We start from the raw sequence: 19,830 nt of genomic DNA on the forward strand, positions 1-19,830 counted from the left end.
GGTCAGCTCCCCTGGACGATCGGCGTGAAGATCTTCTGGTACTGCGTCTCCTCCTGCTGGGTGAGGACGCGGTAGGTGCGCAGCTTGGCGAGGTCGTCGGCGCTGGGGAACACCAGCGGGCTGCCGGCCAGCCGTTCCAGGTCGGCCTTGTCGTCGCCCTCGGCCGAGCGCGCGTCGGCCTCGATGTACTGCTTGGCGGTGGGGACGGGCGTCACGTAGTTGATGAACTCGGTGAGGGTGGCGTTGCGGCGCGGGTCGTACAGCCAGTCCATCAGCGTGAGGGCGTCGACGGGGTTGGGCGCGGGCTTGGGGATCATCATGTTGTCGGTCCACAGGGTGCCGCCCTCGCGCGGCACGACGAACTTCACGTCGTCGCTGGCCAGCGAGTACACGTCGCCCGACCAGGCCATGGTCATCCACACGTCGCCCTTGCTGACGGCGTCGATGTAGTTCTGCTCGTAGTACTTGCGCACGATGCCCTTGTCGCGCTGCTCGCGCAGCTTGCGCGCGGCGTTCTCCCAGTCCTTGGGGGCGGACTTCTGCGGGTCGACGCCGATGGCGAACATCCCGAAGTTGCCGAGTTCCTGGGAGTCGCCCATCATGCCGACCTTGCCCTTGTAGCGGGGGTCGAAGAGCTGGGCGATGCTGGTGATCTCTTCCTTGACGTACTTGGTGTTGTAGGCGATGCCGGTCACGCCCGAGGTGTACGGGATCGTGAAGGCGTTGCCGGGGTCGTAGGCGGGGTTCTGGAAGCTGGGCCCGGCGTACTTGCGGAAGTTCTGGAGCCGGTCGTGGTCGAGCGGGGCCAGGAAGCCCAGCTCGATCATCTTGGTGAGCTGGATGCCGTTGGTGACCACCATCAGGTCGAAGCCGATGGACTGCCCGGCGGCCAGCGGCGCCTGCACCTTGCCGAACCAGTCGGCGGCCTCCTGGATGACCTCCTTGTAGGCGACCCTGACGCCGGTGTCCTTGGTGAAGGCCTTGATGGTGGCCTGGTCGTCCTCCATGTAGCCGGGCCAGTTCGCCCAGTTCACGGCGCCCTTGCCGGCCTTGCCCTTCCAGAACGCGTCGATGGTGGCCTGGGTGACCTTGCCGCGGCCGCCCTGCCCGGGGATGGAGCATCCGGCCAGCGCCACGGCCGCCGCGGAGGCGCCCAGCAGCCGCAGCGCGCCGCGCCGGGTCGTCATGCCGCGCGCGAACGCGGGGGTCGGGGCGGCGTTCCGTCCGCCGCTCATGCCGTGCCTATCGCGTAGGAGTGGCGTGCCTCCCACGCCAGCCACACCTGGTCGCCGCGGGCGGCGAGGTCGTCGGCGTTGGTGGCGTTCTGCTGGAACACCGTGACCTCGGCGCCGCCGGGCGTGGTGACGAGGTAGCTGGTGGAGGTGCCGAGGTAGACGACCTCGGCGACGGTGGCCCGCACCAGCGAGCCGGGCCGGTCCGGGCGCTCGGTCAGCAGCTCGATCTTCTCGGGCCGCACGGTGACCTCCAGCCGGTCCCCGGCCGCCGCCGGACGGTCCTCGCGCAGCGGCACCACGATGCGGCCGTCGTCGCCGTAGGAGATCACGGCCTGCGCGCCGTCCACCCCGCCGACCTCGCCCGACAGCAGGTTGGAGGTGCCGATGAACCCGGCCACGAACTTGGTGGCGGGCCGCTCGTAGATCTCGCGCGGGGTGCCGAGTTGCTCGACGCCGCCGTCGTTCATCACCGCGATGCGGTCCGACATCGTCAGCGCCTCGCCCTGGTCGTGGGTGACGTAGACGAAGGTGATGCCGACCTCGCGCTGGATGCGCTTCAGCTCGACCTGCATGGCCTGGCGCAGCTTGAGGTCGAGCGCGCCCAGCGGCTCGTCCAGCAGCAGCGCGCGCGGCCGGTTGACCAGGGCGCGGGCCAGCGCGACCCGCTGCTGCTGGCCGCCCGACAGCTCGCCGGGGCGGCGCTTCTCCCGGCCCGCCAGGTCCACGATGCCGAGGATGTCGCCGACCCGCGCTTTGATCTCGCCCTTGGCGACGCCCTTGCGCCGCAGCCCGAACGCGACGTTGTCGAACACGCTCATGTGCGGGAACAGCGCGTACGACTGGAACACCATGTTCACGTCGCGCTTGTTGGCGGGCACGCCGGTCACGTCGCGGCCGTCCAGGCGGACCCGGCCGGCGGTCGGCTCCTCGAACCCGGCGATCATCCGCATGGTGGTCGTCTTGCCGCAGCCGGAGGGGCCCAGCAGGGAGAAGAACTCGCCCGGCGCGATGCTGAGATCGACGCCGCGGACCGCCGCGACCGTGTCGCCGTGCGAGTGGTAGGTCTTGCGGACGCCGTCGAGCTCGATCGCCGGCGCCGCGGGATCGGCCCGGCCCGGGTCGTCGCGCACCGGGACGGGAGTGGTGTCGGTCATGGCGGGGTTCCTTCGCGGGGTCGGTGCGACGGGGGGCGCGACAGGGAGGCGCGGCCGAGGCCCGCCGGTGGCACGGACCTCGGCCGGGACGGCTCAGGAGCCGATGTAGTGCATGACGTGCTTGACGCGGGTGTAGTCCTCGATCCCGTAGAGCGACATGTCCTTGCCGTAGCCGGAGTGCTTGAAGCCGCCGTGCGGCATCTCCGACACGAAGGGGATGTGGGTGTTGACCCAGACCGCGCCGAAGTCCAGGGCCCTGGTCATGCGCATGGCGCGGCCGTGGTCGCGGGTCCACACGCTGGCGGCCAGGCCGTACCTGACGTCGTTGGCCCAGGCGACGGCCTGCTCCTCGTCGGTGAAGCTCTGCACGGTGATGACGGGGCCGAACACCTCGTTCTGCACCATCTCGTCGTCCTGGCGGAGCCCGCCGACGACGGTCGGGGAGAAGAAGTACCCGCGCTCCCCGACACGTTCGCCGCCCGCCAGCACCTCGGCGTGGTCGGGCGCGCGGTCCAGGAAGCCCTGCACCCGCGCGAGCTGGTCGGCGCTGTTGACCGGGCCGTAGTAGGCGTCCCCGTCGCTCGGCGGCCCGACGGCGGTGCCCCGCGCGGCCTCGGCGAGCGCGGCGGTGAAGTCGGCGGCCAGCCGGTCGGCGACCAGTACACGGGTCGCGGCGGTGCAGTCCTGCCCGGCGTTGAAGTACCCGGCCTCGGCGATACCCGCGGCGGCGCTCTCGACGTCGGCGTCGTCGAACACCACGACCGGGGCCTTGCCGCCCAGCTCCAGGTGGACGCGCTTGAGGTCGTCGGCGGCGGCCCGCGCGACCTCCATGCCGGCCCGCACGCTGCCGGTGATCGACACCATCTGCGGGGTCGGGTGGGTCACCAGGGCGCGGCCGGTGTCGCGGTCGCCGCAGATGACGTTGAACACGCCCGGCGGCAGGTGCTCGGCGGCGATCTCGGCGAGCAGCAGCGTGCTGGCCGGGGTGGTCTCCGACGGCTTGAGGACGACGGTGTTGCCCGCCGCCAGCGCCGGGCCGAACTTCCACACCGCCATCATCATCGGGTAGTTCCACGGCGTGACCTGCGCGCAGACGCCGATCGGCTCGCGCCGGATGGAGGAGGTGTGGTCGGCCATGTACTCGGCGGTGGCCTTGCCCTCCAGGACCCGGCTCGCGCCCGCGAAGAAGCGGATGTTGTCCACCATGGGCGGGATCTCCTCGTCCATGGTGAGCTGGAGCGGCTTGCCGGTGTCGCGGCTCTCGGCCTCGACGAGGTCGGCGGCGCGGGCCTCCACGGCGTCGGCGAAGCGCAGCAGCGCGAGGCTGCGGTCCTTGGGGGTGGCGTCGCGCCAGCCGGGGAAGGCGTCGGCGGCGGCGCGGAAGGCCGCGTCCACGTCGGCGGGCCCGGAGACCGGGGCCTCGGCGTAGGCGTCACCGGTGCTGGGGTCGATCACCTCCAGCGTCCGGCCTTCCTTGGTGTCGGTGTACGCGCCGCCGATAAAGTTGCGCAGCCTGGTCCTGCCGTCGCTGGTCACGTCGATCCCTTCCCGGGGGCACCTGCCCGATGTGTCCGCTTGGTCCCGACCTTGACAGAGGACTCGGGCTCTGACAAGTGATTCCGTTGTTACGATCCCATTTCACGACTAATTCCTTTGGACCGTACGCCGAACAGGCACGATGCCGCAGCAAGGAGAGCACCCATGACGGACCGCCGACCGCCGTCGTCCCGACGTGCCCTAGCGTCCGTCCACCTCGACGAGACCGCCAAGCAGATCATCGAGCAGCTCCAGCAGGACGGCCGCCGCTCCTACGCGGCGATCGGCAAGGCGGTGGGACTGTCGGAGGCGGCGGTGCGCCAGCGCGTGCAGAAGCTGCTGGACGCGGGCGTGATGCAGATCGTGGGCGTCACCGACCCGATGATGCTCGGCTTCTCCCGGCAGATGATGATCGGCGTCAAGTGCGAGGGCGACCTGGAGTCCATCGCCGACCAGCTGGCCGCCGTCGAGGAGATCGACTACGTGGTGATCACCGCGGGCTCGTTCGACATCCTGGTCGAGCTGGTCTGCGAGGACGACGAGCAGCTGCTGGAGCTGCTGGGCCGCATCCGCGCGGTGCGGGGGGTGGTCTCGACCGAGAGCTTCGTCTACCTGAAGCTGCGGAAACAGTCCTACTCCTGGGGCACCCGCTGACTCCTGGGGCGCGCGCCGCCCGGCCGGGACCCCGCCACCTTCGGATTCTCCTTCTCCTAGGGGATGCAGCGGCCGCGCCCGCGGGCGTACTTTGAGATGTTGCCAGGAAGGAGACCGGCCATGTCGGAGTCGGTTCGCCAGGACCTTCCCGCCACCCGCCAGATCGAGCTGCCCGTCACCGAGGAACAGCACCTTGTGATCCGCAAGGCCGCGGACCTCCTGGGCTGGACGGTCAACCAGTACGTGCTGTGCGCGGTCCTGGACCGAGCTGAACGCGAACTCTACGAGCACGCCGCGGTCGACGAGCGCGCCGACGGCGACCGCCTGCACTTCGAGGAGACGGCCGCGCCGTTCGTGGCCCTGATAGCCGCTCTGTGAAGCCGCCCTGAGGACCCCCGCCCCCGCCCGACAGCGCCGTCGGCCATGACCCCCAGCTGACTACGCCCCCGCCAACGCCGCCCGCAGACGTGCCGCGTACTCGGCCGCCTCGGCGTCGGACTCGTACTTGGTGCGGGGCCAGAAGAAGCCGCGCAGGCCGTCCTTGGGCCTGCGCGGCACGACGTGGACGTGGAGGTGCGGGACGCTCTGGCTGATCCGGTTGTTGTTGGCCACGAACGACCCGGCCGCCGCCAGCCCGCTCTCCATGGCCCCCGCCAGCCGCTGCGCGTGCCGGAACAGCGGCCCGACCTCCTCGGCCGGCAGGTCGGTCAGCGTCTCGTGGTGGTCGCGCGGCACCAGCAGGGTGTGCCCCTTGAACAGCGGCCGCGTGTCGAGGAAGGCCACCGCGTCGGGCTCCTCCAGCACAAAATGTGCGCCGAGCTCCCCTTTGATGATCCGACAGAACACACACCCGCTGGCACTCATGCCCCTCATTCTGCCCGCCGCCACCCCCGCCCGAAGCGTCCCGCCCCCTGCTCACAGCCCCGGCTACCGGACAACGCGCCCCTATGCCTTCGACCATGAAGCCGGCTGACCGACAACGGCGATCAGCACGCCGGGACCGGTGGTTCCTCCCGGAAGGCGGCGGCCTGGGTCCGGTAGAGCCCGGCGTAGATCCCGTCCAGGGCCATCAGCTCCTCGTGGCCGCCGACCTCCGCCAGGGCGCCCCGGTCCAGCACGTAGATCCGGTCCGCGTGCCGGACGCTGGCCATGCGGTGCGTGATCAGCACGACCGTGCGTTCCGGGCCGCCGTCGGCCCCCCTCCCCGCCAGCCGCCGGAACGACTCGTAGACGCGGTGCTCGGCGCGCGGGTCCAGCGCCGAGGTCGGCTCGTCGCAGATGAGCAGCGGCGCGTCCCGGTACACCGCGCGGGCGATCGACACGCTCTGCCACTGCCCGCCCGACAGTTCCGCGCCGCCCGCGAAGCAGCGCGACAACATGGTGTCGTAGCCGCCGGGCAGCCTGGCGATGATCCGGTCCGCGCCGGAGAAGCGGGCCGCCTCCCCCAGCGCCCGGTCCGCGGGGTCCGGGCGCCGGTGCCGTCCGATGGTGATGTTCTCGCGGGCGGTCAGCGGCCAGCGCGCCGCCTCCTGGGGGACCAGCGCGACCCGTTCACGGACGCCGGCGGGGTCGAGACCGGCCGTGTCCACACCGTCCCAGCGGATCGTGCCGGTGTCGGGCCGGTAGAGTCCGGCCAGCAACCTGGCCAGCGTGGACTTGCCCGAGCCGTTCTCCCCGACCAGCGCGATGACCTCGCCCCTGCGGACGCGCATGTGGACGTCGCGGAGCGCGTCCCGGTCAGCGCCGGGGTAGCGGAAGCCGACGCCGTCCAGCACCAGTTCCTCGAAGTCGGCGGGGGCGGGCCGTCCGGTGGGCTCGGGGCGGCGCGCCCGGCTGTCGCCGATGAAGGTCTCCAGGTCGGCGATGTAGAGGCCCTGCTCGTACAGCCGGTTGGCGACCGTGGACAACCTCAGCAGCCCGGCCTGCCCCAGCCGGACCGCGACGACGGCGGTACCGGCCACGGCCAGCGGCATCATGCCCTCGGCCAGCAGCCAGCCCAGCACCACGAACAGCCCCAGGGTGGCCGTCCCACCCAGCGTCCGGCCCAGGGTCGTGCGGCGGGCCCCGGCGAGTTCGACCCGGCGCCGCTCGGCCTCGACCGTGGCCGCCAGCGCCCGGTACTCCCCCAGCAGGAAGTCCTCGGCCGTGCACGCGCGGATCTCGGCGGCCGGGGCGCGCTGCGACAGCAGGTCTCCCACCATGAGCTGGCGGCGGCGCAACGTCGCCAGGCGCAGCGCACCGGTGTAGGAGTGCCGCGCGGTGCTCAGCGCCGCCCACGCCTGCGGCAGCACCGACAGGGCCAGCAGCGGCACCAGCAGCGGATGCAGCACGCCCAGCACCCCGGCCACCGCCAGCAGCCCGACCAGGGCGCTGACCGTCTCCACGAGCTGCTCGACGGCCATCTCGGTGTAGGTCAGGCCACGGTCGCGGGACCGGCTCATCGCGTCGTGCCAGTCGGGATCGTCGAACGCGGGCAGCTCGACGCCGACGATGGCGGTGTGGAAACGGTCCTCGGCGACCCGCTGCACGCGGGGGGTGAGCCGGGCCTGGAGGTCGGCGACCCCGGCGTCGGCGAGCCCGCGCAGCGCGTACGCCCCCGCCATCACCAGCAACGCGGGCAGCGCGGCACGGATCCGGTCGGGGGTCGGCCCGGACGCCAGCAGCGCGCTCAGCACGGCCGTCCCCGCCAGCAGCGCGAACCCGGTCACGGCGGCCGACAACGTCTGCAACGCCAGCAGTCCCAGCGTGGCGCGGCGCCCGGCCGACCAGGCCAGCCGGAGCACGCGCCCGGTGACGACGGGCAGTTCCCGCGCCGTCCCCCACACGCCCGCGCCCATGAGGCGCGCGTCGTAGCCGGGCAGGAGGGACGGGTCCAGTTCGGCGGTGTCGCGGCCCATGTCACCGCCCCGCCGTCATGCCGACCGCCCCGCCGGTCATCCTGCCGGTCACTCCGCTGGCAGCCCCGCCGACCGTCCCGCCTGTCGCCCTGCTGGCTCCCCCGTCGCCCGCCCTGCTGACAGCGCTGCCCGCCACTCTGCCAGCAGCCCCGTCGACCGTCCTGCCAGCAACCCTGTCGCCCGCCCTACCCGTAGGCCCGTCGGCCGTCCCGCTGGCAACCCCACCGATCGTCCATGGCCGTGGTCCGCCGCCGTCGCGCAGCCGGCGCAGGAACGTCAGGACACCGGCCGTGCCCACCCCCCACGGACCGCTGGCGGCGGTCAGCGAATGGTCGGGGAAGACCGGACGCCCCGGTGACCCGCCGGACCGGGCCAGCATCAGCCCGAGCACGCGGTGCGCGCCGTCCATGAACTCCTCCGATCCGGTGGCCACGGCCAGGTCGATGAGCAGCTCGCCCGCCCCGGCCATGCCGCAGCACTGGCTCAGCACGGCCATGGTCGGCGCGGTGCGCAGGCAGGCCCGCCCGGCGTCCGCAGCGAGGTCCAGCATCCGGTCGTCGTTCAGCACGGCGGACGCCGCCAGCAGGCACACGCCGATCCCGGCGAGCCCCTGGCACCAGGAGCCGACCATGGGGCGCGCCGTGGGCCGCCCGGCGGCTTCGACCAGTTCGGGGACCACGGCGGCCAGCTCCGCGCAGCGGCGCTCGGCCTCCGGCATCGCCGTCCGGCCTTCGGCGAGCAAGAAGGAGACGATGCCCGCCGTTCCGTGCGCGAGTCCCCATTCGGGATGGACACCGGACCCGGGCGGGGACGGCGGGATCTCGTCGGCGGTCGCGCTGACCTGCCCGTTGGCGAGCAGGTGCGCACATTCGGCGGCGCGTTCCAGATGCCAGGAGTCGCTTTCCAGTTCAGCCAGGATCAGGTGACCGGCACCCGTCCCGGCCAAGCCGTGTGCGAAGTCGTCCCGATCACCGGGTCGAGGTGCGGCGAACCGGGCGCAGGAATCACCCCGTCCTGCGCCGTGCTGGTCAGACGAACCGTCAGCTGCACGCCGGGCTTCCCCGCCCTGTGCATCCCAGGCTTGTGCATGCGATCCCGCGTCGACAGGCCAGGCGCGATGGCCGCCGCTTTCCGGTATGCACGCGGCGGCCCGAGTGCGCTGGTCGCCGGTCTCCGGAGTGCGCAGATCAGCAGGATCACCCGGTCGGCCCCGAACACGCCCGCTGCCATCGTCTGCCCCGTGCACGTCACGGTTCGTGCGGGAAGGGCCGGTAGCCGCGTCTTCGGGGGCGGTGAGGCCACGAGCGAAGCCACTCTGATCGTCCTTTGCGCGGCCGGCGAAGCGGTCGAGCCCGATCTGCGAGTCTGCTGCGGCCATGGCCAGGAAGATCGCCGGACCGGCGCTGCCGAAGAGCAGACCGTGCGCCGGTTCCTCGTCCCGCACGCGCGCCAGGGACCAGCGGACGAGGTCGTGAACGGCATGGCGGACGTCCGGCCGGTCGCCGTGCTGCAGGAGCTCGGCCCCGATCCCGGCACCGCCGAGATGGGCGTTGGTCGGACGGGGCGGGTCCCCGCCGGCTTCGACCATCTCGCGGGCGTAGCGGACGGTCTCCGTGACGGTGTGCGCGATGATCTCTTCCAGCTCGGCCGGGCCGGACGCCGGAAGTGCGGGAAGCGGAACCGGGCGGAGGCGGCCCCCGCGACGGTGATCAGCTGAAGCGGCGCGTCCACCCGGGACTGCGCGTTCGCGGAGGTCGGCGACCGCCCTGACACGTTCGGCCGGGTCCGCGTCGAGCAGGCGCGGTATCGCCGCCACCGCCGGTGAATCCGCCAGTCCCAGGGCGCCCAGGGCCGCCAGGGTGCCGGTGACGTTCCGCTCCTCCTGGTCGTGCATCCGGACGGGGTCGAGGCCGGTCGCGGCGTAGAACAGGGTGGCGCCGAGGGCGTAGTAGTCGTCCGCGGGTACAGCCGCAACACCCTGGTTCTGGCCGGGAGGCGCGTATCCGGGCGTCCAGCCGGACCGTTGCTCGCCGTCGAAGCGGCTGATGTCGAAGTCCACCAGATGGCAGCGGCCATCGCCGTCCAGCACCACGTTCTTGGGCGCCAGGTCGCGGTACACCACTCCCTTGCCGTGCACCGCGTCCAGCAGGGCCACCAGCTTCCGCGCGAGGGCCGTCAGGTCCCGTTCCGAATCCTGCCCGCACGAATCCTGCCCGGAGGGACCTGACCTGTACGGACCGTGCTCGGCGACGTCCTGGCGCAGGTCCCGTTCTCCGGCGCTGCTCACCACCAGGAACTCGTCGGCACCGTGCCGGAAGTGGTCCAGGACGGCGGGCACTCCGCTGACGCCCGCCAGCACGTGCAGCACGCGGCGCTCGTTGCGGAGGTAGGTGCGCACGTCCGTGCCGTCTTCGCGTTCCCCGATATAGGCGCGCGCCTGCTTGACGACCACTTCGCGCTCGTCCTCCAGGTCGACCGCCCGGTAGACGTTCCCCCTGGGCGAGCAGGAGATTCCGGAGACGAGGCGGTAACGGCCACCGAGTATCCGGGCTCCCCCGAGGTCACCGGGTTCGTCATGGAACGGATCTCGCGCCCAATCCGGGCATCGGTAGGCGGGTCCGGCCTCCCCCGGGTAGGTCTGACCGTCCGGCCCCACCACCACCAGCTCGTAGTCGCCGTTGCGCGTCGCCCGGTACCTCGGCCGGAACGGTCCGTACCGGTAGTAGACGGGGGCGTCGGGATGAACGCGCCGATCGCTCTTGATGACCGGCGCGTCGAGTCCGCGCAGCGCCGCCACCAGCAGGGCGCCCACCTCGGCGACGGCGTCCTGGGCCGGATAGACGGTGATGGCCTTGCCGGTCGAGCCGGTGCCGTTGCCGCTGGAGTTGAACGAGCCCAGGATGTCAGCGCCGCTGACCACCTTGAAGCCGGGCGCGGCCTCCAGCAGGACCGGCAGCGCCCGCTCCACGGTCTCCGCCAGCGTCACCGGCCGCGCCGAGACGTGCAGCTTCCAGCCCTGGTCGGCCAGCTCGGCCGTGGGGTCCCGGACCGAGATCCACGTTCGTCCGGTGCGCACCGACAGCCCGCGCCGCCCGGCCGCGGCTTCGATCCGTTCGCCGAGGTCCATCGTCCCGCCCCTCTCGCCGAGTCCCGCCGTTCCCTGCCCGGCCCGTCACCAGGCCGTCCCACCCACCGCCGCCAGGCCGAACGCCCAGCCCAGCCCACGAACCCGTAATCACCGATGCATGCGCCGAGCGCCTGTGCCATGTCCCTGGCCCTCGCCGAAGCCGACTAGCCAGCCGCCCTCGTTCCGCCGGGTGTGCGCGCCGCCGCTCGGTCCTGCCGGGCGGCGGCTGCGCCTGGATTCGCTGGGAAAGGCCACCGGGTCACCGCCCGGTGGCCTTTCCTGGGAGCGGATCGCGGCCTAGTCGAACGTCCGGCCGTCGCAGCGGATGGTCCAGCCCGAGATGCACGTGCTGATGCAGGCCGTCTGCGGGCTGTAGTGGTCGGCGCCCTCAGCCGTCGCGAAGAAGACCTGGTCGAACTCGGCCGTCTCCCGGATGCCGGCGTCGCGCGGTTCGAGCGTGTTCGCGTTCATGCACAACTCCCCTGCTCGGGACGCCTTCGGCGCCCTCGTCCGCCGGGTTCCTCCCGGCTGCCGCCCAGTCAAGCGGGCGGCTCTGCAGCAGCTCTGCAGTCCCGCTGCAACGTTCAGGCGCCCCGCCGCTGGCGGCGGGGATCGCCGGGCTGGAAGGCCGTCGGGAGCTCCGGATCCTCGTTGAGGATGGCCTCGTGCAGGCGTTGCAGGCCCTGGCACGGGTCCAGTCCCAGCTCCTCCGCCAGCACGCGCCGGGTCTCCCGGTACACCTCCAGGGCCTCCGCCCGGCGGCCCGACTGGTGCAGGGCCACCATCAGCTGCCCGCGCAGCCGTTCGCGTAACGGGTGGCCGACCACCAGGCCGACCAGTTCGGGCACCAGCGACAGCCCCTCTCCCAGCCATAGTTCGGCGGCGACGCGGTCCTCCAGCGCCGCCAGCCGCATCTCCTCCAGGCGGGCGGCCTCCGCCCGCAGGAACGACTCGCCCTCGCCGCCGAACGCGGCCCCGCGCCACAACCCCAAGGCGTGCCGCAGGATCGCCGACGCTTCGGCGTGCCGCTGCCGGACCAGCGCGCGCCGGCCCCGGGCCGTCAGGTCGGTGAACCGGTGCACGTCCACCTGCCCCGGATCGACGTCCATCAGATATCCCGGAGGCCGGGTCTGCAACAGGTCCGGCTTCGGAAGGGCGCGGCGCAGCGCGCACACGTAGCTCTGCACCAGCGCGCTCGCGGTGGCCGGCGGGGCCGTCCCCCAGATCGCCTCGATGAGTCGTTCAGTGGACACCGCCCGGCGTGGCGTGAGCAGGCAGGCAGCGAGCAGGACCCGCTGTTTGGCGGCGGTCGGGGACCACCCTCCGTCGGCCGTCTCGACCGTGCCGAGCAACCGGAATTCCATCACATTCCTTTCTCCACCCTTCCCCTTCACCTGGGCAAGGTGACGGACAGTCATTCTCATGCGACGGAGCGCTTCGTGGTGCGGATCGGCCAGGTGAGCACTATGGGAACGTTTCCGCACACTGGTCTCACCAGATCGACAGGTCGCCCGGCGCGGCGGGTTCCGGCCTGATGGCGGGCTTACGCGCGCACCGCTAGCGTGCGGTCCCATGCGCCTGGACAGTGTCGCCTTCCGGTACCGTCGCCGCGCTCCGTGGGTGCTGCGGGACGTGACCCTCGACCTGCCGCCCGGCCGGATCATCGAGGTCACCGGCCGCAACGGCGCCGGCAAGTCGACGCTGCTGCGGCTGGTCGCCGGGCTGCGCGACCCGCGCCGCGGCACGGTCACCGGCAGGCCCGCGCGCGTCGGGTACGCGCCCGAGCGCTTCCCGGTCGAGCAGCCGTTCACCGTCCGCGCCTACCTGCGGCACATGGCGGCCATGCAGGACGTGCCCACCTCCGCCGCCGAGCCCTGGATCGAGCGCCTGGCGTTCGGGCACCTGCTGGAGACGCGGCTGCCCGAGCTGTCCAAGGGCAGCGCGCAGAAGGTCGGGCTGGCGCAGGCGCTGCTGCCCGGCCCCGGCCTGCTGATCCTGGACGAGCCGTTCGCCGGGCTGGACGCCCAGACCCGCGACGCGCTGCCCGGCCTGGTCGCCGAGCTGGCCGAGGGCGGCACGACCGTCGTGGTCAGCGACCATCAGCGCTGCCTGGAGGACCTGCCCGGCGTCGAGCGCGTCCGCGTCGCCGACGGCACCGTGACCGCCGCGGGCGCGACCGCGGGATGGACGACCCTGGAGGTGGTGGTGCGCGCCGACGAGGCCGACACCGTGGAGACCAAGCTGCGGGCCGACGGCTACGACGTGCGGAGGCCGCGCCGGTGATCGCGCTCGCCCGGTTCCAGATCGCCGGTTACCTGCGGTCGCTGCGTATCCTGCAACCGCTGCTGGTGGTCCTGCTGATCGTGGCGCTGGTCCTGCTCCAGCGGCCGAGCCATCCCGACCCGGAAGGGCTTCGCGAGCTCGCCACCGGCACGCTGGGCGACGTGGCCGCGTTCATGTTCCCCATCTGGGCGTGGGCGGCCCGCGCGCTGCTCGACACCCAGCCGGACGGGCAGCGCGACCTGTCGGCGACGGCCGTGCGGCATCGCGGCGCGCCGGTCGCCGCCGGGCTGCTCGCGGCGTACACGGTCAACCTGGTGCTGGGCGTGGTGGCGCTGGCCGTGCCGTTCGTCTACGGCGCCCTCGCGGGCGTCGGGGCGCCCGCGCTGCTGGCCGGTGTGGGGCTGATGCTGCTGGCCGCCGCGTCCGCCACCGCCCTGGGCGCCTGGACGAGCAGGCCGGTCATCCCTTCGCCGGGGACGGGCCTGCTGGTGCTGCTGAGCGTGCTCCTGGCCGTGCTGCTGCTCGGAATCGGGCCGCTGTCCCCGCTGACGGTGCCGATGCTCGACTGGATCCGCGCCGCGCACGCGGGGCCGGTCGCGTTCACCGACGCCTACGGGGGCATCGCGCTGCGCCTGGCGTTGTGGACGGCCCTGGTCGGCGTCGGCTACGCCCTGGTCGGCCGCCGCCGCTGAGCTCTGCCGATCGGTTCAGGACGCCTGCGCGGTGAGGCACGCGCTTTCGACCGGTTCGTCGGACCGCACGCAGAAGTACACCCGGCCGGGCCCGCCCCAGTCCCAGCCGAGCCGGACGTCGGAGTCGAGCTGGAGCAGCAGCCGCCACCGCTCCTGCTCGGTCTCCTGCGGCCCCGCCGGGGTCCGCACCAGCACCGGCCAGCCGCCGAGCTGGTGGTTCGGGGCGTCGTCGGGCCACATGTGCGCCAGCCACGCCGCGTGCAGCTGCTCGTAGACCTCCAGGAACCCGCTGTAGGACTCCTCCAGCCGCCGCATGACCGGCTCCTGCGGCGAGGGCACCGACAGGAACGGCGACGCGCCGAGCGGGCACAGCGGGTAGGAGACGGCGCCGGACGGCCGCTCGGCCGGGCGGAGGTCGCCGGTGAACACCCGGCAGCCCTCCTCCGCGCCCGCCGCGTGGTAGAACGCCGCCACGCCCTTGCCGGGCAGGCCCGGCAGCGGCGTCAGGGCCGCGAGCCCGGCGAAGTCCACCGAGCCGAGGAACGCCAGCGGCCGCCCGTCTTGGACCGGCCAGGACGCGCCCTCCGGCAGCAGCGGCTCGCCGCCCAGCCGGACCGTCGCGTCACCGGGCGGGCCCAGCGCGATGGCGGGCCGCGCCAGCTCCAGCAGCGCCGCGGTGACCTCGGGGGCGAAGAACACGCCGAACAGGGAGTGCAGGCGTTGCCGTTGCGGGAGGAAGTGATCCATGTCACGTAGCGTTCCCCGGCGCGGGTCGCGCGTACCAGTGTCGGGACGGATTCAGCGGCGTTCCAGCGCCCCGGCGAGCTGGGTCAGGAACCGGTCGACCTCCTGCTCGTCGTACCCCGGCCCCCACCGCACGTTGCGGAACACGCATTCGCGCACGTCCCGGGGCGGCACGGGCGGCGCGGTGCCGCGCAGCCCGGCGATCACCCGGTCCAGGAACGCGTCCACGTCGCGCACGTCGTATCCGGCGCGCAGCCGGGAACCGGTGAATCGGGCGTTCTGAATCCAGGTGATCAGCCAGCCCGGATGTACCCGGGGACGCCCGGCGCGCTCGGCGATCGGCCCGGCCGCCTGGAGCCGCCGGACGCGCTCGCGCAGCAGCTCGTCGACCGCCCGCTGCTCGTAGCCGCGCAGCACCACGTCGAACCGGGTCCGGCGGACCTCCTCGGGCGGCAGCTCCGGGCCGCCGTCCAGGGCCCGGTCGATCCGCGCCAGCAGCGCGTCCACCTGCGCGCGGTCGTAGCCGCGCAGCGCCACCGGCGGGCGGCTCCCGGTCCCGGCCGACATGCGGCTCCTCGTCCGTGCTAGTCCTTGGTGGCCGCGGCCAGCTGGCCGCAGGCGCCGTCGATCTCCCTCCCCCGGGTGTCGCGCACCGTCACCGGCACCCCGTGCGCCTCCAGCCGCCGGACGAACTCCCGCTCGTCCTCCGGCCGCGAGGCGGTCCACTTGGAGCCCGGCGTCGGGTTCAACGGGATCAGGTTGACGTGTACGAGACGGCCGCGCAAGAGGCGGCCCAGCAGGTCGGCCCGCCAGCCCTGGTCGTTGATGTCCTTGATCAGCGCGTACTCGATCGAGACCCGGCGGCCGCTCCTGTCGGCGTAGGCCCAGGCCGCGTCCAGGACCTCCTCGACCTTCCACCGGTTGTTGATCGGCACCAGCTCGTCGCGCAGCTCGTCGTCGGGCGCGTGCAGCGACAGCGCCAGCCGCACCGACATGTCCTCGGCCGCCAGCTTCTCGATCGCCGGGACCAGGCCCACCGTGGACACCGTCACCGAGCGCTGGGAGATGCCGAGGCCCGCCGGCGCGGGGTCGGTGATGCGCCGCACCGCGCCGAGCACCGCCTTGTAGTTGGCCAGCGGCTCGCCCATGCCCATGAACACGATGTTGGAGACCCGCCCCGGACCGCCGGCGACGCGGCCGCGCGCCATCGCGCGGGCGCCCGCGGCGACCTGCTCGACGATCTCGGCGGTGGACAGGTTGCGGGTCAGCCCGGCCTGCCCGGTCGCGCAGAACGGGCAGTTCATGCCGCACCCGGCCTGGGACGACACGCACATCGTGGCGCGGTCGGGGTAGCGCATCAGCACCGACTCGAACAGCACGCCGTCGAAGGCCTTCCAGACCGTCTTCAAGGTCTTGCCGCCGTCGCAGGCCAGCTCCCGCACCGGGGTCAGCAGGTCCGGCAGCAGCTCGCCGACCAGCCGCTCGCGCAGCGGGGCGGGCAGGTCGGTCATCTGCGCCGGGTCGTCGACCAGGCGGGCGAAGTAGTGCCGCGAGAGCTGGTCGGCGCGGAACGGCTTCTCCCCCAGCTCGGCGACCACGGCGCGGCGCTCGTCCGTCGTGAGGTCGGCGAGGTGGCGCGGCGGCTTGGCCCGGCGGGGCGCGGCGAACACGAGCTTGGCCGGCGTCTTGGCAGGCGACCCGGCCGCCGGGGCGCCCTCGGGCGCGGAAGCGGCGGACTCGGTGGACGCGGCGGGTTCGGTGGTGGCAGACATGGTTCCTCCAGTGTCGCAAACACCGCGCCATGCCCTGACCGTTCCCGACTTCCCGGCACGGCCCTCGTCCCGCGGGCTCGCGCGTTGACCTCCAACACGCCTGCGCATGACCTTCCCCGGACACTAGGGTCTCGATCATGTCGGTATTGCGCAGGGGGTCCGCTTCGGCCCGGAGCGGTGTGACGGTCGTGCGGGACGCGGTCAGCCCGTACGGCAGCAGGCGGCTGGTGATCGAGACCGACGGCGTCGTCACCGCCGCCTATCTCAAGGACGCCCGCGACGCGGTGGTGGGCGCGGTCTGGGCCGCCAACCACCGGGCCGCGCCGGACGGGCCGGACCTCGGCCGGATGGACGCCGGACTGGCGCCGCTCATGCCCGCCTCCCACGTCCGCGAGCCCGAGGGGCGGGACCCGCTGGCCCCCGGCGACCTTGAGATCGTCTGGTTCGAGGAGGGCGACGGCGCGGCCGTCCTGGAGCGCGGCGAACTCCTGCTGGTGCTGCCGGGCTGGGGGGACGTGGCCCGCGGCGTGCCCGGCTACAGCCGCGACGCCACCGGGCCCGGACCGTTCGCGTTCCCGCTCGACGACGAGATCGCGGAGTTCGCGGCGCGCGTCGACCAGGCCCGCGAGCACTGGAAGGCCGTCACGGCGGACGGCTCGTGGGCCGGCTACCAGCAGTCCGTGCTGGGTCACCTCCTCCAGCGCCTGGGGCCCGGCGGCCACTACTGGCACGACGTCGGCCGCCGCCTCACCCCCGGCAACGCCGGGGCCGCGCCGCTGGTCGGGGTGTCGGAGCGCCCTGCCCGCCGCGACCGGGAGTTCACGGTGCTGAGCACCGTGGGGATGAGCCGGCAGCGGATGCCGACCGTCGAGCTGTACGAGGACGACGTCGCCCCGCACTCGCGCATCGAGCTGGCCGTCGCCACCACGATGCCGAGCCAGCGGGCGGGCAGCGTCTTCCCCTGGCTGGCGCAGTACCCGTGGCGGTCGGTGACGTGGTTCGCGCCGGGCGACGTGGTCAAGTGGTACCACGAGGCTCAGACGTTCCCACTGGGCGGCGACGACACGGCCTGGGAGGGCGTGCTGCTGCTGGACGACCCCAGCCGCCTGGCGGGGCCGGTCGCGCCGGGCCTGACAGGGCTGACGGTCGGCGACCCGGTGCGCTGGTTGTGGCTGGTGCCGATCTCCGGCGAGGAGTACCGGTACGCCAGGAGCGAGGGGTCGGACGCGCTGGTGCGGCGGCTGGCGCAGCAGGGGCGGTCCTGGGTGGTGTCCTGACCGGAACGGTCCGGAGAACACGGGCGAGAGAACACGGACGAGAGAACACGGACGGCCGTGCGATCGGGGGCGATCGCACGGCCGTCCGGCGCGTCGGGGGATCAGGGGGCGGGGGTGAACAGCTCCAGCAGCAGCCACACGACGGGGGCGGTGGCGACCAGGGAGTCCAGCCGGTCCATCACGCCGCCGTGGCCGGGCAGCAGCGTGCCCATGTCCTTGATGCCGAGATCCCGCTTGATCATCGACTCGATGAGGTCGCCCACGGTGGCGGTGACCACCGCGGCCAGGCCGACCAGCACGCCGTGCCAGACCTGGCCGTCGGCCAGCAGCCACCACATCAGCCAGGCGCCCACCGCCATGCAGGCGATCGCCGAGCCGGTGACGCCCTCCCAGGTCTTCTTCGGGCTGATCGTCGGCGCCATCTTGTGCCGGCCGAGGAACGCCCCGGCGAAGTAGCCGCCGATGTCGCTGGCCACCGTCACCGCGATGAAGATCACCGTTCGGTGGTCGCCGTCGTCGGGCCGCATCAGCAGGGCCACGATGCCGCCGATGAGCACCAGGTAGCCCGCCACGAACACCCCGGCGGTGGTGTCGCGGACGTACCCCTCCGCGCCCTCGGGCATCCGCACCACCAGCACCGCGAGCACCACCAGGGCGACGACCGCGACCAGCGCGATCGGCCCCCAGATGTAGGCCGCGACCGGCGCGAACACCATCCCGACCGCCAGCGGGGCGAACGGGACCTGGATGTCGCGGCTCTTGAACGCCTCGGTCAGCTCCCGCATCCCGAGGAACAGGAACACGACCATGACCGCCAGGAAGATCTCCCTGACGGTGTAGAGCGACACCAGCACCAGCGCGCCGAGTGCCGCCCCGACGCCGATGGCGAGGGGCAGGTTGCGGCCCGCCCGGTTCTTCTTGGCCGGCGGCTGCGCACCGCCGGTCGGGGAGCCCGCGGGCTCCCCGGACTCGTCGAGTTCCATCAAACCTCGAGGAGTTCGGCCTTCTTGTGTTCGAGCAGCTCGTCGATCTGCGCCACGTACCGGTGGGTGGCGTCGTCGAGCTCCTTCTCCGCGCGGCGGACGTCGTCCTCGCCGGCCTCGCCGTCCTTGGCGAGTTTGTCGAGGGTGTCCTTGGCGCGGCGGCGGACGTTGCGGATCGAGATCCGGGCGTCCTCGGCCTTGCCTCCGGCGACCTTGATGAACTCCCGGCGGCGCTCCTCCGACAGCTCGGGGAACACCACGCGGATGACGTTGCCGTCGTTGGTGGGGTTCACGCCGAGGTCGCTGTCGCGGATCGCCCGCTCCACCGCCTGCATGGAGGACTTGTCGAAGACCTGGACGATCACCATGCGGGGCTCGGGCAGCGTGAAGGAGGCCAGCTGGTTGACCGGCGTCGGCGTGCCGTAGTACTCCGCGGTGATCTTGTTGAACATGGCGGGGGTGACGCGGCCGGTGCGGATGGCCTGGAAGTCCTCCTTGGCGACCGCGACCGCCTTCTCCATCTTCTCCTCGGCTTCGAGGAGGGTCTCGTCGATCACTTCGACTCCCGGTTCATCTGTCGGCCCTTGGGTTGCCTGCCGGTCGTGCTGCGCCGCCGGCCCGGCCGCGCTCGGTCGGATCGGTCAGCCGTCGGCCGGGCTGACCAGCGTGCCGATCTTCTCACCGCGGACGGCCCGGACGATGTTGCCCTGGCCCATGAGGTCGAAGACCACGATGGGCAGCGTGTTATCCATGCAGAGGCTGATGGCCGTGGCGTCCATGACCTTCAGACCCCGCTGTAGAACCTCACCGTAATCCAAACGGTCGAACTTCACCGCGTCCGGATTCTTGCGGGGGTCGGCGTCGTACACGCCGTCCACCTGAGTGGCCTTCAGCACCGCCTCGGCGCCGATCTCCAGCGCGCGCTGGGCGGCGGTGGTGTCGGTGGAGAAGAACGGCTGGCCGAGGCCCGCGCCGAAGATCACCACGCGGCCCTTCTCCAGGTGCCGGATGGCGCGGCGCGGGATGTAGGGCTCGGCCACCTGGCTCATGGTGATGGCGGTCTGCACCCGCGTGTCCAGGCCCAGCTTCTCCAGGAAGTCCTGCAGCGCCAGGCAGTTGATCACGGTGCCGATCATGCCCATGTAGTCGCCGCGGCCGCGGTCCATGCCGCGCTCGGCGAGCTGGGCGCCGCGGAACATGTTGCCGCCGCCGCACACCACCGCGACCTCGACGCCGTCCTTGACGGCCTCGGCGATGGCCTCGGCGACGTGCTGCACGACCTCGGGGTCGATGCCCAGCGGGTCACCGCCGGCGAACGCCTCGCCGGACAGCTTCAGCAGCACCCGCTTCCAGCCGCCGCGCGGGGCGTGCTGGGCAGACGACGAGGCCGCCGTCGTATCGGTTGTGGTCTCTTCCGGCACGTCGGCGGCCTCCTCGTTGCTTCGTGAAATCTGTGCGGTCCCCTGTCTCCAGGGT

19 protein-coding genes are annotated in these 19,830 nt (G+C 72.7%); 5 read left to right on the forward strand and 14 right to left on the reverse strand.

Annotated elements, in window-relative coordinates; translation table 11 throughout:
• Nucleotides 1-2: 2 nt before the first annotated feature.
• The 3 genes from AH6_RS20760 to AH6_RS20770 all read right to left on the reverse strand — a co-directional run bounded on the left by AH6_RS20760 (nt 3) and on the right by AH6_RS20770 (nt 3,925).
• A complete protein-coding gene (locus tag AH6_RS20760; RefSeq protein ID WP_083983269.1) occupies nt 3-1,235 on the reverse strand; it encodes an ABC transporter substrate-binding protein in 1,233 nt (410 codons plus the stop codon).
• Entirely contained in the window at nt 1,232-2,389 is a 1,158-nt protein-coding gene (locus tag AH6_RS20765) for an ABC transporter ATP-binding protein (RefSeq protein ID WP_067482323.1), read from the reverse strand. The genes AH6_RS20760 and AH6_RS20765 overlap by 4 nt, the downstream gene beginning before the upstream one ends.
• 93 nt (nt 2,390-2,482) lie before the next feature.
• Complete coding sequence (locus AH6_RS20770) at nt 2,483-3,925, reverse strand: gamma-aminobutyraldehyde dehydrogenase (protein ID WP_067482325.1); 1,443 nt, start codon at nt 3,923-3,925, stop codon at nt 2,483-2,485.
• 165 nt (nt 3,926-4,090) lie between these two features.
• On the opposite strand from AH6_RS20770, the gene AH6_RS20775 reads away from it, so the two are divergent.
• Together AH6_RS20775 and AH6_RS20780 are read left to right on the forward strand one after the other, a co-directional pair.
• A complete protein-coding gene (locus AH6_RS20775) occupies nt 4,091-4,579 on the forward strand; it encodes an Lrp/AsnC family transcriptional regulator (protein ID WP_067482327.1) in 489 nt (162 codons plus the stop codon).
• Between the two features lie 120 nt (nt 4,580-4,699).
• Nucleotides 4,700-4,957 (forward strand): type II toxin -antitoxin system TacA 1-like antitoxin, encoded by a 258-nt coding sequence (locus AH6_RS20780; RefSeq protein ID WP_067482329.1) that lies wholly within the window; start codon nt 4,700-4,702, stop codon nt 4,955-4,957.
• Between the two features lie 60 nt (nt 4,958-5,017).
• Here the strand turns inward: AH6_RS20780 and AH6_RS20785 are convergent, their stop codons facing one another.
• The 5 genes from AH6_RS20785 to AH6_RS20800 all read right to left on the reverse strand — a co-directional run bounded on the left by AH6_RS20785 (nt 5,018) and on the right by AH6_RS20800 (nt 11,967).
• Nucleotides 5,018-5,443 carry an HIT family protein gene (locus tag AH6_RS20785; RefSeq protein ID WP_067482331.1) on the reverse strand — a complete coding sequence of 142 codons (426 nt, stop codon included), beginning with the start codon at nt 5,441-5,443 and terminating at the stop codon, nt 5,018-5,020.
• A 122-nt stretch (nt 5,444-5,565) separates the two neighbouring features.
• Entirely contained in the window at nt 5,566-7,476 is a 1,911-nt protein-coding gene (locus AH6_RS46700; RefSeq protein WP_067482333.1) for an ABC transporter ATP-binding protein, read from the reverse strand.
• Between the two features lies 1 nt (nt 7,477).
• Complete coding sequence (locus tag AH6_RS20795) at nt 7,478-10,603, reverse strand: class III lanthionine synthetase LanKC N-terminal domain-containing protein (RefSeq protein WP_067482335.1); 3,126 nt, start codon at nt 10,601-10,603, stop codon at nt 7,478-7,480.
• 297 nt (nt 10,604-10,900) lie between these two features.
• Nucleotides 10,901-11,074: a cinnamycin family lantibiotic gene (locus AH6_RS43900; protein WP_157431607.1), complete on the reverse strand. Its 174-nt coding sequence runs from the start codon at nt 11,072-11,074 to the stop codon at nt 10,901-10,903.
• 113 nt (nt 11,075-11,187) lie between these two features.
• Nucleotides 11,188-11,967 carry an AfsR/SARP family transcriptional regulator gene (locus tag AH6_RS20800; protein ID WP_067482337.1) on the reverse strand — a complete coding sequence of 260 codons (780 nt, stop codon included), beginning with the start codon at nt 11,965-11,967 and terminating at the stop codon, nt 11,188-11,190.
• 208 nt (nt 11,968-12,175) lie between these two features.
• Between AH6_RS20800 and AH6_RS20805 the strand changes: the two genes are divergently transcribed.
• A complete protein-coding gene (locus tag AH6_RS20805; protein ID WP_067482339.1) occupies nt 12,176-12,886 on the forward strand; it encodes an ABC transporter ATP-binding protein in 711 nt (236 codons plus the stop codon).
• Nucleotides 12,883-13,578 carry a hypothetical protein gene (locus AH6_RS20810; protein WP_067482341.1) on the forward strand — a complete coding sequence of 232 codons (696 nt, stop codon included), beginning with the start codon at nt 12,883-12,885 and terminating at the stop codon, nt 13,576-13,578. The genes AH6_RS20805 and AH6_RS20810 overlap by 4 nt, the downstream gene beginning before the upstream one ends.
• 15 nt (nt 13,579-13,593) lie before the next feature.
• On the opposite strand, the gene AH6_RS20815 is transcribed toward AH6_RS20810, so the two are convergent.
• Genes AH6_RS20815 through rlmN form a run of 3 tightly spaced genes read right to left on the reverse strand, consistent with a single transcriptional unit; the run spans nt 13,594 to nt 16,094 of the window.
• Nucleotides 13,594-14,325, reverse strand: a complete 732-nt coding sequence (locus AH6_RS20815; protein WP_067482343.1) for a DUF1963 domain-containing protein — start codon at nt 14,323-14,325, stop codon at nt 13,594-13,596.
• Nucleotides 14,326-14,376: 51 nt separating this feature from the next.
• Nucleotides 14,377-14,889 carry a DivIVA domain-containing protein gene (locus tag AH6_RS20820; protein ID WP_067482345.1) on the reverse strand — a complete coding sequence of 171 codons (513 nt, stop codon included), beginning with the start codon at nt 14,887-14,889 and terminating at the stop codon, nt 14,377-14,379.
• Between the two features lie 17 nt (nt 14,890-14,906).
• Nucleotides 14,907-16,094: a dual-specificity RNA methyltransferase RlmN gene (gene rlmN / locus AH6_RS20825; RefSeq protein ID WP_083983277.1), complete on the reverse strand. Its 1,188-nt coding sequence runs from the start codon at nt 16,092-16,094 to the stop codon at nt 14,907-14,909.
• 179 nt (nt 16,095-16,273) lie between these two features.
• On the opposite strand from rlmN, the gene AH6_RS20830 reads away from it, so the two are divergent.
• Complete coding sequence (locus AH6_RS20830; RefSeq protein WP_245679393.1) at nt 16,274-17,371, forward strand: suppressor of fused domain protein; 1,098 nt, start codon at nt 16,274-16,276, stop codon at nt 17,369-17,371.
• A gap of 101 nt (nt 17,372-17,472) precedes the next feature.
• Here the strand turns inward: AH6_RS20830 and AH6_RS20835 are convergent, their stop codons facing one another.
• The 3 genes from AH6_RS20835 to pyrH all read right to left on the reverse strand — a co-directional run bounded on the left by AH6_RS20835 (nt 17,473) and on the right by pyrH (nt 19,775).
• A complete protein-coding gene (locus tag AH6_RS20835; protein ID WP_067482349.1) occupies nt 17,473-18,354 on the reverse strand; it encodes a phosphatidate cytidylyltransferase in 882 nt (293 codons plus the stop codon).
• Nucleotides 18,354-18,911 (reverse strand): ribosome recycling factor, encoded by a 558-nt coding sequence (gene frr, locus AH6_RS20840; protein WP_067482351.1) that lies wholly within the window; start codon nt 18,909-18,911, stop codon nt 18,354-18,356. Before frr ends, AH6_RS20835 begins: the two co-directional genes overlap by 1 nt.
• Nucleotides 18,912-18,995: 84 nt before the next feature.
• Nucleotides 18,996-19,775 carry a UMP kinase gene (gene pyrH, locus AH6_RS20845; protein WP_083983278.1) on the reverse strand — a complete coding sequence of 260 codons (780 nt, stop codon included), beginning with the start codon at nt 19,773-19,775 and terminating at the stop codon, nt 18,996-18,998.
• Nucleotides 19,776-19,830 lie beyond the last annotated feature (55 nt).

Source organism: Actinomadura hibisca NBRC 15177, from assembly GCF_001552635.1.
GTDB classification, from domain to species: Bacteria; Actinomycetota; Actinomycetes; order Streptosporangiales; family Streptosporangiaceae; genus Spirillospora; species Spirillospora hibisca.

Bases quoted from the DNA above. Each gene is read 5' to 3' on its own strand.
- AH6_RS20795 (WP_067482335.1), bottom strand. From the start codon at position 10,603: ATGGACCTCGGCGAACGGATCGAAGCCGCGGCCGGGCGGCGCGGGCTG.
- AH6_RS20805 (WP_067482339.1), top strand. From the start codon at position 12,176: ATGCGCCTGGACAGTGTCGCCTTCCGGTACCGTCGCCGCGCTCCGTGG.
- AH6_RS20775 (WP_067482327.1), top strand. From the start codon at position 4,091: ATGACGGACCGCCGACCGCCGTCGTCCCGACGTGCCCTAGCGTCCGTC.
- AH6_RS20800 (WP_067482337.1), bottom strand. From the start codon at position 11,967: ATGGAATTCCGGTTGCTCGGCACGGTCGAGACGGCCGACGGAGGGTGG.
- AH6_RS43900 (WP_157431607.1), bottom strand. From the start codon at position 11,074: ATGAACGCGAACACGCTCGAACCGCGCGACGCCGGCATCCGGGAGACG.
- AH6_RS20780 (WP_067482329.1), top strand. From the start codon at position 4,700: ATGTCGGAGTCGGTTCGCCAGGACCTTCCCGCCACCCGCCAGATCGAG.
- AH6_RS20820 (WP_067482345.1), bottom strand. From the start codon at position 14,889: ATGTCGGCCGGGACCGGGAGCCGCCCGCCGGTGGCGCTGCGCGGCTAC.
- AH6_RS46700 (WP_067482333.1), bottom strand. From the start codon at position 7,476: ATGGGCCGCGACACCGCCGAACTGGACCCGTCCCTCCTGCCCGGCTAC.
- AH6_RS20765 (WP_067482323.1), bottom strand. From the start codon at position 2,389: ATGACCGACACCACTCCCGTCCCGGTGCGCGACGACCCGGGCCGGGCC.
- AH6_RS20835 (WP_067482349.1), bottom strand. From the start codon at position 18,354: ATGGAACTCGACGAGTCCGGGGAGCCCGCGGGCTCCCCGACCGGCGGT.
- AH6_RS20760 (WP_083983269.1), bottom strand. From the start codon at position 1,235: ATGAGCGGCGGACGGAACGCCGCCCCGACCCCCGCGTTCGCGCGCGGC.
- AH6_RS20815 (WP_067482343.1), bottom strand. From the start codon at position 14,325: ATGGATCACTTCCTCCCGCAACGGCAACGCCTGCACTCCCTGTTCGGC.
- AH6_RS20785 (WP_067482331.1), bottom strand. From the start codon at position 5,443: ATGAGTGCCAGCGGGTGTGTGTTCTGTCGGATCATCAAAGGGGAGCTC.
- rlmN (WP_083983277.1), bottom strand. From the start codon at position 16,094: ATGTCTGCCACCACCGAACCCGCCGCGTCCACCGAGTCCGCCGCTTCC.